This is a genomic window from Haemophilus haemolyticus, from assembly GCF_003493685.1.
Lineage (GTDB): Bacteria > Pseudomonadota > Gammaproteobacteria > Enterobacterales > Pasteurellaceae > Haemophilus > Haemophilus haemolyticus_O.
The window spans coordinates 101,897-115,237 of record NZ_QQJW01000005.1; the positions used below are offsets into that span (position 1 = coordinate 101,897).

At 38.6% G+C, this 13,341-nt stretch carries 10 protein-coding genes; 4 read left to right on the forward strand and 6 right to left on the reverse strand.

Going from position 1 to position 13,341, the window contains the following annotated elements; translation table 11 throughout:
* The first annotated feature begins 497 nt into the window (after nt 1–497).
* Entirely contained in the window at nt 498–686 is a 189-nt protein-coding gene (locus tag DV434_RS05880; protein ID WP_118784813.1) for an antitoxin VbhA family protein, read from the forward strand.
* An 83-nt stretch (nt 687–769) separates the two neighbouring features.
* Here the strand turns inward: DV434_RS05880 and DV434_RS05885 are convergent, their stop codons facing one another.
* Complete coding sequence (locus DV434_RS05885) at nt 770–1,447, reverse strand: SanA/YdcF family protein (protein ID WP_118784812.1); 678 nt, start codon at nt 1,445–1,447, stop codon at nt 770–772.
* Between the two features lie 157 nt (nt 1,448–1,604).
* Between DV434_RS05885 and metX the strand changes: the two genes are divergently transcribed.
* Nucleotides 1,605–2,681 (forward strand): homoserine O-acetyltransferase MetX, encoded by a 1,077-nt coding sequence (gene metX, locus DV434_RS05890; RefSeq protein ID WP_118784811.1) that lies wholly within the window; start codon nt 1,605–1,607, stop codon nt 2,679–2,681.
* Nucleotides 2,682–2,735: 54 nt separating this feature from the next.
* On the opposite strand, the gene gyrA is transcribed toward metX, so the two are convergent.
* The 3 genes from gyrA to DV434_RS05910 all read right to left on the reverse strand — a co-directional run bounded on the left by gyrA (nt 2,736) and on the right by DV434_RS05910 (nt 8,328).
* Complete coding sequence (gyrA, locus tag DV434_RS05895; protein WP_118784810.1) at nt 2,736–5,378, reverse strand: DNA topoisomerase (ATP-hydrolyzing) subunit A; 2,643 nt, start codon at nt 5,376–5,378, stop codon at nt 2,736–2,738.
* Nucleotides 5,379–5,951: 573 nt separating this feature from the next.
* Nucleotides 5,952–7,715: a 30S ribosomal protein S12 methylthiotransferase accessory factor YcaO gene (gene ycaO / locus DV434_RS05905; RefSeq protein ID WP_118784809.1), complete on the reverse strand. Its 1,764-nt coding sequence runs from the start codon at nt 7,713–7,715 to the stop codon at nt 5,952–5,954.
* A gap of 136 nt (nt 7,716–7,851) precedes the next feature.
* On the reverse strand, nt 7,852–8,328 hold the full coding sequence (locus tag DV434_RS05910) for a hypothetical protein (RefSeq protein ID WP_192881449.1): 477 nt from the start codon (nt 8,326–8,328) through the stop codon (nt 7,852–7,854).
* A 230-nt stretch (nt 8,329–8,558) separates the two neighbouring features.
* Between DV434_RS05910 and DV434_RS05915 the strand changes: the two genes are divergently transcribed.
* Complete coding sequence (locus DV434_RS05915; RefSeq protein ID WP_118784808.1) at nt 8,559–9,365, forward strand: methyltransferase domain-containing protein; 807 nt, start codon at nt 8,559–8,561, stop codon at nt 9,363–9,365.
* 51 nt (nt 9,366–9,416) lie between these two features.
* On the forward strand, nt 9,417–10,133 hold the full coding sequence (gene gloB / locus DV434_RS05920; protein ID WP_118784807.1) for a hydroxyacylglutathione hydrolase: 717 nt from the start codon (nt 9,417–9,419) through the stop codon (nt 10,131–10,133).
* 49 nt (nt 10,134–10,182) lie between these two features.
* On the opposite strand, the gene tehB is transcribed toward gloB, so the two are convergent.
* Both tehB and metG read right to left on the reverse strand, forming a co-directional pair.
* Complete coding sequence (gene tehB / locus DV434_RS05925) at nt 10,183–11,043, reverse strand: SAM-dependent methyltransferase TehB (protein WP_118784806.1); 861 nt, start codon at nt 11,041–11,043, stop codon at nt 10,183–10,185.
* Between the two features lie 112 nt (nt 11,044–11,155).
* Complete coding sequence (metG, locus tag DV434_RS05930) at nt 11,156–13,204, reverse strand: methionine--tRNA ligase (RefSeq protein WP_118784805.1); 2,049 nt, start codon at nt 13,202–13,204, stop codon at nt 11,156–11,158.
* Between the last annotated feature and the right edge of the window lie 137 nt (nt 13,205–13,341).

The window sequence follows — 13,341 nt, forward strand, 5'->3', positions numbered from 1 at the left end:
CACCAGTAACGGTGTTTGTAGCATCGGTTACTTCGTGAACCGGACCTTCACCAGAAATTTGTTTATTTTTATTAATACTAGGATGGTCAGCTGAAAAAGCAGTAGTAGAAAGCGCAGAAGAGATTAGAATACTAAGAAGTTTTTTTTTACAATTTTGCTTGCTTGCTTGCTTGCTTGCTTGCTTGCTTGCTTGCTTGCTTGTGAGTATTTCATAAATTCACCTGATAAGTTTTGTAAGTTTAAATAATTTTAGTATGAAATGCCTTATATGAAATTATCCATATATAGCGTTTGGATTTTAACCAATTTGAAGTAGGCTTGCAAATTTTTAGCGGAAATTTTTGGAAGAGATATTTAGGGATTGCCCTAGATAACTAGCACTTTGAAAAATACTATATAGGGCATGATATATCGTCAATTTGGGTATTATTAAAAAGTTTGCTAAATTTATTGTATAATATGTACCATTAACGATGAAGTTATTGAGGAGAAAACCTATGATTACTGAAACTGAAAAAGAAGCGAGACGCGAGGCAGTTGAATATGCAAAATCAAGTGTAGGTTTAGAAGGTATTACCCTATCTAAAGGTTTATTAGATATTGCTGATAGATATATTCAAGGCATCTTAACAAGAGAAGAATTTACAAAAGAATATATTGAAGCAGTTAAAGCACCCTCTATATAAACCTTTAGAAAAAATTATAAATGATTCTTTAACTCCTTTAGAAAAGCAAAAAACATATTAAGTTGATTTCAACGATTATTTCACTAAAAATTTTTCTTCGGCAAAGGTTCTGGCTCGCCTAAAAAATAAGGCTCAACGCCTAATATCAAATCCAAAACCGCTTTTATACGCGCAAAAACTTCTCTTATTTGTGTGGAAAAATGTAATTCTGGCTGTTTTGCCACAAAGCAAATGGCATCAATATTATGTGCTTTGGCAATTAAAAGTGCGCGTTCGCAATGAAATTTTTGGCTGACAATCGTAAATGCTTGCACTTGGAAAATTTTATCGGCACGAACAACAGAATCAAGGGTGCGAAAACCTGCAAAATCACGGAACATTAAAGTTTCTGGCACGCCCATTTTGCGTAAATCGCGAAACATTGCTCTTGGTTCGTTATATTGCAAAGTTCGGTTGTCGCCACTTAATAAAAGATAATTCACTTTTTGTTGTTCGATTAGGCTTTTAGCTGCCATTAAGCGACTATCGTAATAAACGTTCGGTTTTCCGCTGACGGTGTATTTTGATGTGCCAAGCACAAGGGCGTAAGGACGAAAGGGCAGTTCATCAATATTTGTGAATATTTTATCGCGAACATAAAAACTTACGCCTCGATCAACTAGCAAGCAAAGTATAATCAATGCAAAGATTGCGTAGAGTAGGGCGCGAAAAAGTGCGGTGAATTTTGGGGAGAATTTTTTTACTAGCATAGCGGTAAACATAATGAAAAATCGACCGCACTTCAAGGGGAATTTGATGGATTTTGTGAATCGCATTGATGTGCGATAATTTAGCCGTTTAGACGGCTAAAATTTCTTGACAACCTAATCGACTTACTGATAGTTTAAGTGCCATTCTCATTATTACAATAGGTTTCCAATGTCTGTGCAAAATGTAGTGCTTTTTGATACACAGCCTTTAACCATGACGCTTGGTGGCAAGCTTTCCCATATCAATGTCGCGTATCAAACGTATGGCACGCTCAATGCCGAGAAAAATAATGCGGTATTAATTTGCCATGCTTTGACTGGCGATGCTGAGCCTTATTTTGATGACGGTCGCGATGGCTGGTGGCAGAATTTTATGGGCGCAGGTTTAGCATTGGATACGGATCGTTATTTTTTTATTAGCTCGAACGTATTAGGTGGTTGCAAGGGAACGACTGGGCCTTCATCGATTAATCCGCAAACGGGTAAGCCTTATGGCAGCCAATTTCCTAATATCGTTGTGCAAGATATTGTCAAAGTACAAAAAGCCTTGCTTGATCATCTGGGTATTAGCCATTTAAAAGCGATTATTGGTGGATCTTTTGGCGGTATGCAAGCGAATCAATGGGCGATTGATTATCCTGATTTTATGGATAATATCGTGAATCTTTGCTCATCCATTTATTTTAGTGCTGAAGCCATAGGCTTTAACCACGTGATGCGTCAAGCGGTCATTAATGATCCTAATTTTAACGGTGGCGATTATTACGAGGGTACACCGCCAGATCAAGGGTTATCTATTGCGCGTATGCTAGGTATGCTGACTTACCGCACCGATTTACAGCTTGCAAAAGCTTTTGGAAGAGCAACAAAATCAGATGGCAGCTTTTGGGGCGATTACTTTCAAGTGGAATCCTACCTTTCTTACCAAGGCAAAAAATTTTTAGAACGTTTTGATGCCAATAGTTATTTGCATTTATTGCGTGCGTTGGATATGTATGATCCCAGTTTGGGGTATGAAAATATCAAAGAGGCATTATCACGCATTAAGGCACGCTATACATTGGTTTCTGTGACAACGGATCAACTTTTTAAACCCATTGACCTTTATAAAAGTAAACAGCTTTTAGAACAAAGTGGCGTCGATCTACATTTTTATGAATTTCCATCAGACTACGGACACGATGCGTTTTTAGTGGATTATGATCAGTTTGAAAAACGAATTAGAGATGGTTTGGTAGGTAATTAATTAGTCATAAAAAAGTGCGGTGAAATTTCACCGCACTTCTTCTCTTATAATAGGTTATTCTTCAGAACTACTTTCTTCCAAAGAATCTTCTTCATCTGCATCACAAACACGTTCTAAACTTACTACGTGTTCATCATCGGCGGTACGAATTAAACGGACACCTTGCGTGTTACGACCTACGATACTTACTTCGCTTACGCGTGTGCGAACAAGGGTTCCTGCATCAGTGATCAACATAATTTGGTCTGTTTCTTCTACTTGAGTTGCGGCAACGACTTTACCATTGCGTTCACTCACTTTAATTGAAATCACACCTTTTGTATTACGTGATTTAGTTGGGTATTCACTTAATTGTGTGCGTTTTCCGTAGCCGTTTTGCGTTGCGGTTAAAATGGCACCTTCACCTTTTGGCACAACGAGAGAAACCACTTTGTCGATATTTAAGTCTAATGACGCTTCAGCGTTGTCATCAGAAATATCTTCAATTTCTATCGTACTTTCATCGTCAGAAATATCGTTTGTTAAAGCGAGTTTGATACCGCGAACGCCTGTTGCTAAACGTCCCATTGCACGAACAGCATTTTCTGCAAAACGTACCACGCGACCTTGTGACGAGAACAACATAATTTCGTTGCTGCCATCAGTAATATCCACGCCGATTAATTCATCTTCATCACGTAAATTCAATGCAATGATACCGTTTGAACGTGGACGGCTAAATTCGGTTAAGGCGATTTTCTTCACAATACCGCCAGCAGTTGCCATGACTACGAATTTATCTTCTTCGTAAGCAGAAACTGGCAAGATTGCAGTAATACGTTCGTTTTCTTGTAATGGAAGAATATTTACAATTGGACGACCGCGTGCGCCACGGCTTGCTTGTGGAAGTTGATATACTTTCAACCAATATAAACGACCACGGCTAGAGAAGCAGAGGATCGTATCGTGAGTATTTGCCACCAGTAATTTTTCGATGAAATCTTCTTCTTTCATCTTCGTCGCAGATTTGCCTTTACCGCCTCGACGTTGTGCTTCATAGTCAGTCAGTGGTTGGTACTTCACATAACCTTCGTGAGAAAGTGTCACAACCACGTCTTCTTGTGCGATTAAATCTTCTAAATCAATATCGCCAGAAGCTGCGGTAATTTCAGTTAAACGATCATCACCGAATTGTGCTTTCACTTCTTCCAATTCTTCACGAATCACTTCCATTAAGCGTTCTGCACTACTTAAAATATGGAGAAGATCCGCAATTTTAACTAATAATTCTTCATATTCTTTTACAACTTCTTCAAAGGCGATGCCAGTTAAACGGTGTAAACGAAGTTCTAGAATTGCGTTTACTTGCGCTGGCGATAAGTAATATTGTTCGCCTTGAATACCAAGATTTTCTTCTAAATCATCAGGACGAGCGGAAACATCAAGAAGATTAATAATATCGCTGTGTAACGTCCAAGAGCGTGAACTGATTGCTGTTGCAGCTTCTTCACGGTTTTTAGAGTTACGAATGATCGCAATCATTTCATCGATATTAGAACGAGCAACCGCTAAACCTTCCAAAATGTGCGTACGTTCACGCGCTTTGCGAAGTTCAAAGATAGAACGACGTGTCACCACTTCACGGCGGTGTAAAACAAAGGCTTCAATGATTTCCTTAAGATTAAATAAACGTGGCTGACCGTGATCCAATGCCACCATATTGATACCAAAGGTCACTTGCATTTGAGTAAGTGAGTAAAGATGGTTTAATACCACTTCCCCTACTGCATCACGTTTAATATCAATTTCAATACGGATCCCTTCTTTGTTTGAAAGGTCAGTAATATTGCTGATGCCTTCGATTTTTTTCTCACGAATTAATTCAGCGATTTTCTCGACTAATTTTGCTTTATTTACTTGGTATGGCAATTCAGACACGATAATTTGTTCGCGTCCTTTTTCGTTGGTTTCTACCGTTGCACGAGCACGAACATACACTTTACCACGACCGGTGCGATAGGCCTCTTCAATCCCTTTACGACCATTAATTAACGCAGCCGTTGGGAAGTCTGGGCCCGGAATATGTTGCATTAATTCATCAATGGTAATTTCATTGTTGTCGATATATGCCAAACAACCATTTAATACTTCATTTAAGTTGTGTGGAGGAATGTTAGTTGCCATCCCTACTGCAATACCGGAAGAACCATTTGCTAAAAGTGCTGGAATACGAGTCGGCAATACATCTGGAATCATTAATTCGCCATCATAGTTTGGCGAGAAATTGACAGTTTCTTTATCCAAATCAGTGAGCAATGCTTGCGTGATTTTTTGCATACGCACTTCGGTATAACGCATTGCAGCTGGCGCATCACCATCAATTGAACCGAAGTTACCTTGCCCATCAACCAACATATAGCGAAGTGAGAATGGTTGTGCCATACGAACGATGGTATCGTATACAGCTGAGTCACCATGCGGGTGATATTTACCGATTACATCACCCACAACACGCGCTGATTTTACATATTTTTTATTGGCGGTATTGCCTTCGCGATCCATTGAGAATAGTACGCGGCGGTGAACAGGTTTTAGACCATCTCGAACGTCAGGTAATGCACGCCCAACGATAACCGACATCGCATAGTCAAGGTAGGAAGATTTGAGTTCTTCTTCAATATTGACAGGGGTGATAGATGATTGGATTGAATCCGTCATTGGTATTCCTTTTTTGATCAAAAATTGTGGCGGATTATAGCATAAAGGTATGTTTTTTACATTAGGATTTCGCCTAATGGCGACCTACTTTTTCTTTGCTTTGCCAAAGAAAAAGTAGGCAAAAAGAAAGGCAACCCTGCTTTTCCTTATTCCCTTTGTTCCATTGAATTTGTTTCACGGAAATTTTCTAAACTCGCTGCGCTCAAACAGACGAAAATTTCCTACAAATTCAATTCCACAAAGGTGGAAAAGAAGGGAACCCAATTTGTTCTTTATCCGATTTAAAGTGCGGTCAAAACTCAAAATATTTTTTGTTCTTAAAATGAATTTAAAATTAACCGCACTTTTTAAATAATGCTCTGATAAATTCGGGGCCCCATATAAATCGCCTTTGCGACTTTCAATTTTCAGGCAATTTGCGTCTGTTTGAGCGTAGCGAGTTCAGCAAATTGCCGTTAAGAAAATTGAAACAAAGCAAAGAACAGCGATTTAACTGGGGCGTGTTTTCTTTGTCTACTTTCTTTTACACGAGTAAAAGAAAGTAGGTCGCCGTCAGGCGAAATCCTGACCTAATTATTTCCAATTTTCACGCTTTGCTTTCTGCAACTTCCCATAAGCCCCCAGCAACGCCTGATGTTCCTTAAAGTTTTCCAAATTTTCATTACTTGCTGGAAGATTGTAGAATGGATTACCACCTTCAGCGACAGCAGCCCAAGCTTGTTTAACTGCATCTTTACCATACATTTTCTCAAACACTGAACGATATTGCGCTGGTTCGCGATTTTGATCTAAATGTAATTCAATGATGGAAATTAATGCGCGGTAATAATTCACACGTTCTGTGGTGAATACGGAGCTGTTCATATTCAGCGTCCAATTTGCCCAATCTAATGCTAGTTCTAATTCACCTAATGCAAGGTGAAGCATTGATTTTAATTCACCGACACGTAAGGTTGTCCAGCCGCTATTTTTAGGTGCAACGATGCCGATAAATTCACGCACGCGAGTTGCATCGTCAATATCTTGTCCGTCTAATTCTTCTAATAACTCTTGATAGGTTTCTGCATTGTGATGCCAGTTTGGTAAATCGAGTAAAATTTCGCGCCAATCCATGCCCATATTGTTGTTGGCGTAAATTAAATCGTCTGCAGGATAAATATCAGACATGCCTGGCACAATAATACGGCACGCATAGACATCTAAATGGTTGTAATCCATTACGTAAACTTCTTTTTCATCGGCACGGAAAATTTCCATTAAATTATTGTATTCTTCCTGCGTTGTACCGCTGAAATCCCAATCAGCAAATTCATAATCAGGCGTTTGTTTAAATAAATCCCAAGAAATTAAACCGCTTGAATCAATAAAGTGGGTTTCTAAATTAGCGTGTTCAGCCACATCATCGTTATTGAAAGATGGCGGAGAGAAAACATATAAATCTTTCAAGCTACGACCTTGTAAAAGTTCGGTCACCGTACGTTCTAATGCTACTTGGAAATTTGGATGTGCACCGAAAGAGGCAAAGCAAGTGCCGTTATTCGGATTTAATAATACGACGCAAATAACAGGGTATTTTCCGCCAAGTGAAGCATCAAACGCATAAATTGGGAAACCTTCTTCCTCTAATTTTGCAATGGAAGCCTGAATAGATGGATAGCGATCCATCACAGATTTTGGAATTTCTGGCAGGCTGATCGCTTCGGCGATAATTTTGTTTTTTACATAACGCTCAAAAACTTCTGACAAGCCTTGCACGCGTGCTTCAAATTTTGTATTGCCTGCAGACATCCCATTTGAGACATAAAGGTTGGCAATAATACTTTGTGGAATGTAAACGGTTTGTTCATCTGATTGACGAACATAAGGCATCGCCACGATCCCACGATCATAATTGCCAGATTGTAAATCTACCAATAATTCAGGCGTAAGCTCGGCATTAGGATCAAAATAATCCAATAAATAATCATCTAAAATGCCATTAGGCAGTAAGGCATCATCTTCAATTGGGAACCATTTTTCATTGGGATAATGCACAAAATCGCCGTTTGCAATTTCTTGCCCTAAATAGAAATCAGCAAAAAAATAGTTGGTGGAAAGACGCTCAAAGTATTCGCCAAGGGCAGAGGCTAACGCCGCTTTTTTGCTTGCGCCTTTACCATTAGAAAAACATTGCGGGCAGTCTTTATCGCGAATATGCACAGACCACACATTTGGCACAGGATTTAACCAAGATGCCTCTTCAATATTAAAACCAAGTGCGGTCAATTTTTGCTGAAATTTTGCAATACTATTTTCTAATGCGGCATCTTTGCCGGGGATAAAGGTTTGTTCTGTCATTTTTGTTCCTAAATAAGAAAAAAGTGCGGTGAATAATAGGGGAGTTTTAATAGCGGGGCAAGATTTTTTCGGCAAAAATAAACCCCGAAAAACTTCGGGGTTTTCTACCGAACTTTTAACGTATATTTGATTGGCGTTAAAGTAACGTTGGATTGAACCGCATTTTCAAGGCAATCGTAATTATGGCGAAAATTTTTTCATCGTTGAGAGGAAAGTTTTCGCGTAAAGTGCGGTGGGAATCAGTTATGTTTATTTGAGCTTGTGATAATTCATTTAGTAAAATCGGGAGCGAAAGATTCAGCTGCTCGGCGATTTGTTGAATAGAAAAATGCTCGAAAGTCATCATTAATCGATCTAAATTGCAGTAAGAGGGCATGCGATTATGTGTGATAAGATCGGCAAATTGCGTGTTGATTTTTACCCATTTCTTCTTACGGCTATAAAAATGCAGTAACAAACCAAATACGGTAAATCCAGCAAAGAAAAGATGAATCTCTAAGGCTTGACTAAAAGAAAATCCTAGCCACATTGAAATGCCACTTGCAACAATGAAAAGCAAACTTAAGGCCAGTCCCCACACTAATAAAAATTTATAAATCACTTCAAATTTCATTGAATTATCCTTTTCTACTAAGTAACCATAGGAAAATATAGAACACCGAATATTATAGAATCCTTTTATCTCATTTTACTACGTTATATTTGAATTAATATATCGATGTTGTAGAATTTGTTGTAATGTCTCGTTTTTAAAAAGTTAAAATGAAAAAACGCTTACTATTTTAACCGCACTTCGTCCGAACTTTTACATCAACATTTGAATAACCACATTGAAAAATCACTATGACTATTTACGACATCAATTTTGCTGAACTGTATCAACAACACTTAATCGCTTGTAATCATTACAACTTGCCTCCGACAAAATGGGATAAAAAAGCCGTGAAAATGGCAGAGAATTTAGTCGGCAAACCTTCTGCATATAATCAGCAATTATTGCAAGCTATGAATGTGCAAGCCGATGAAACCGTGTTGGATATTGGCTGTGGCCCTGGTACCTTTGCTGTGCCACTCGCACAACAAGGTTCAACAGTATATGCCTTGGATTATAGCAATGGAATGTTAGATTGCTTGGCGCAATTCAAACAGAAATTTGGTTTGCATCATCTCACGACATTTCATAAATCTTGGGCGGATAATTGGGATGATGTGCCGCAAGCTGATGTGGTGTTGGCATCTCGTTCGACGTTGGTGGACGATTTGGACGATATGATCGAAAAACTCTGTGCCAAAGCGAAAAAACGTGTGTTTTTGACTTCTGTCACACAACGTCATTTTTTAGATGAGGGCGTATTTGAGGCGATTGGCCGTGAAGATATTGGTTTCCCCACTTATATTTATTTACTCAATCGGTTGTATCAAAAAGGCATTCAGGCAAATTTGAATTTTATTGAAACCGAATCGGGTTGTTTTCAAGGTGAAAGCTACGAGGATTTATTAGCCTCGGTGGAATTTTCTTTAGGCGAACTTTCCGAAAAAGAAAAACAAGGTTTAAAAGCCTTTTACGATTATAAACAAGCCAATAACGAACCCATTTCTCACGGACAGAAAAAATGGGCGTTGATTTGGTGGAATGTGGATCGCATCTAATGTTTCAAGCGGAATCAATTTATTTTTCTATCACTAATTAAAAGGACGATTATGTTATTTGCTTTGCCTGCGCTGAATGATAACTACATTTGGCTTTATCAACGAGAAAATCTGCCTCTTATTATTGTCGATTTGCCTGAAACGGACAAGCTGTTTGCGTGGCTAGATAAGCAAAATGCAACGGTTGAAGCGGTGTTGCTTACTCACGAACATGAGGATCATACACAAGGTGTGTCGGCATTTAAAAAACGTTATCCAACGGTGCCGATTTATGGGCCGCAAGAATGTGAGAAAAAAGGTGCAACTCAAATTGTGAACGAAGGGCAGATCCTTACCACACATTATCAAATTGATGTCATTCCGACGGGTGGACACACTAAACAGCACGTTAGTTTTTTAGTGGATAATCATTTATTTTGTGGTGATGCGTTATTTTCTGCTGGTTGCGGACGTGTTTTCACTGGTAATTATGCGCAGATGTTTGAAGGTTTACAGCGTTTGAATACATTGCCTGACGAGACGATTGTTTGCCCTGCTCATGAATACACTTTGGGGAATTTAGCATTTGCGGAAACTGTGCTGGTGGAGAAAAGTGCGGTAGAAAAAAGTGCGGTGGAAAAACAACGTATTTTTGTTGAAAAACAGCGATCTGAGAATAAACCAAGTTTGCCGACCACTTTAAAACTTGAGCGAGAAATTAATCCGTTTTTACAAGCAAAAACACTTGAAGAATTTACCGCACTTCGCAAAGCAAAAGATATTTTCTAAGTGATCTTTTTTATTGAGGCAAAGTGCGGTGATTTTTTAAATTAGCAGATTATTTCTTTCTCGCTAACATGGTGGCAAATTTCATTTTAATGCGATTGCCATTTTCATCGGTTTTGTGTAATTCGCCCATATTTTCGTTATATTCTAAGAATTCCCAATTTTTGTAATATTCTTTCAATTCGTTTTCAGCAAAAGTGAAAGAAAACGGAAGTGGGCAAGGCACATCATCTGTGGACATGGCTGCAACGATTAAGTTATACCCGCCAATATTGGTGTGTTCTTGCATATTTTTAATGATTGACGGCACACGTTCACGATTTAAGAACATAAACACTACTGTTGAAACAATAAAATCATAGTTTTCTTGAATGTTGGCGGAGTTAATGTCGTAAAGTGCGGTAGAAATATTAAGGTTTTCTTTCTCTTTGGTTTCATTTAAAAAGGCAATGCTGTTTTCATTGTGATCCCAAGAGGTCACATCATAGCCTAATAAACTTAAATAAAGTGAATTACGCCCTTGGCCGCAACCTAAATCTAATACTTTACAAGGCGAGATAATTTTTGCTGCATCCACCACATCGCCGTGAGTGGCAGTCATGTTGTATTTTTTACTGAAATAATCTTCTTTTTTGCAATAGAAACCTAGGGTACATTCTAGGTCATCAGAAAGCGCTTCAACACGATGCCATGCTTGAGGTTCCACAAAAGGAATGTCGCTTTCTGGGGTAAAAATATGTTCGGCAATGACATCGCCATTTTCGGTTAGCTCATAAAATTTGAGCTTACCTTTTAATACAGTTAATTTTCCCCAAGTGCCGACTTTTGTGTTGTGCTTTTCTTGGAACATTTGTGGCAATTTGTCTTTTGTCCACACAGGCATTTGTTTATAGCAGATTAATTCGTTTTTCATAATATTCTCCAAATAGATAAATAGTTGAGTGTTATAGTAGGTTATAAGTTACCTCTTTTCAACAAGAAAATAAAAGGGCAACGTAATGTTGCCCTCATTTAGATTGAATTAATTATTTTACTTGCATGCCCGCAGTGACACCGCTATCGGCAGATAATAAGAATAAATTACTACCGCCTGTTCCTGCGGATAGAATCATTCCCTCAGACACGCCAAATTTCATTTTACGTGGTGCAAGGTTTGCCACCATAATCACAAAACGACCTTCTAATTCTTCAGGCTTATTGTAAGCCGCTTTAATGCCAGAGAAGACTTGACGAGTATGATCGCCAAGATCTAATTCAAAACGTAAAAGTTTATTAGATTCTGGCACAGCTTCGCATTTCAATACTTTTGCTACACGCATATCAAGTTTAGCGAAATCATCAATCGTGATGGTTTCCGCAATAGGTTCAACGGCAGAAAGTGCGGTTGGTTTTGCTTCAGTTTTTTCTGCGGCTTTATTGGCTGCTGCAAATAAGGCTTTGGTTTCTTCCACAACAGCATCAATTTGTTTTTTCTCTAAACGAGAAAATAAGGCTTTAAACGGTGCAAGAGCATGGCCAAGCAATGGTTGATGAATATTATCCCAACGTAATTCAGCTTGTAAGAAGGCTTCTGCACGTTCTGCCAGTTTTGGAAGAACAGGTTTTAAGTAAGACATCAACACGCGGAAAAGCTCAATCCCCATTGAACATACGGCTTGCAATTCGGCCTCTTTGCCTTCTTCTTTTGCAATCACCCAAGGGGCTTTTTCATCAATGTATTTATTGGCTTTATCCGTTAATGCCATAATTTCACGAATAGCTTTATTGTATTCACGGCTTTCATAATAAGCGGCGATTTGCTCGGCTTGAGCGGTAAATTCTGTAAATAATGTTTCATCTTCCAGTTTATCCGCAAGTTTGCCTTCAAAGCGTTTCGCAATAAAGCCTGCATTGCGTGAAGCTAAATTCACTAATTTGTTTACAATATCTGTATTTACACGTTGTACGAAATCTTCAAGGTTAAAGTCTAAATCTTCAATGCGATCATTTAATTTTGCTGCATAGTAATAACGCAAACATTCAGGATCGATATGATTTAAATAAGTGCTGGCTTGAATGAAAGTCCCGCGAGATTTTGACATCTTCGCCCCATCCACCGTGACATAGCCGTGAGTGAACACATTAGTCGGTTTACGATATCCACTGCCTTCAAGCATTGCAGGCCAGAATAGACTGTGGAAATAAACGATGTCTTTACCTATGAAGTGATAAAGCTCCGCATCGCTGCCTTCCGCCCAAAATTCATTGAAATCAATGCCTTCACGATTACATAGATTTTTGAATGAAGCCATATAGCCGATTGGCGCATCTAACCAAACATAGAAGAATTTATCTTTTGCGCCCGGAATTTCAAAACCGAAATAAGGCGCATCGCGTGAAATATCCCATTGTTGTAAACCGCTCTCAAACCATTCTTGCATTTTGTTTGCAATTTCAGATTGAAGTGAGCCAGAACGTGTCCATTCTTTTAACATCCCTTCAAATGCAGGTAAGTCAAAGAAAAAGTGTTCAGATTCTTTTACAATAGGTGTTGCGCCAGAAACAGCTGAACGAGGATTAATTAAATCCATTGGGCTATAAGTTGAAGCACACACTTCGCAGTTATCGCCATATTGATCTTCTGCTTTACATTTCGGGCAAGTGCCTTTTACAAAACGATCAGGCAAGAACATATTTTTTTCAGGATCGAATAACTGAGAAATAACTTTACTCTTAATAAAGCCATTGGCTTTGAGTTTATTATAAATTTCTGCAGTGAGCTGTTTGTTTTCTTCGCTGTGAGTGGAATGATAGTTATCAAAACTAATATTGAAACCTGCAAAATCACACACGTGATCGGCTTTTGCTTTGGCAATTAATTCTTCAGGTGTAATGCCAAGTTTATCGGCATTCAGCATAATTGGTGTGCCATGCGCATCGTCTGCACAGACAAAATGGATTTTATTGCCACGCATACGTTGAAAACGCACCCAAATATCCGCTTGGATATGTTCTAACATATGGCCTAAATGAATTGCCCCATTGGCATAAGGCAAGGCGCAAGTGACTAAAATTTTACGGGGTTGAGTTGTCATTTTTATTCTCTTTTTAGCATACAAAAATTGTGGACATCTTACCCGATACAGGGCTTTTTTTCTAGTTTGAAAAACTTTAACTTAACATACCGCACTTTCCGTGATTAAATATGCCTGACAAATTTACTCTACTAAAC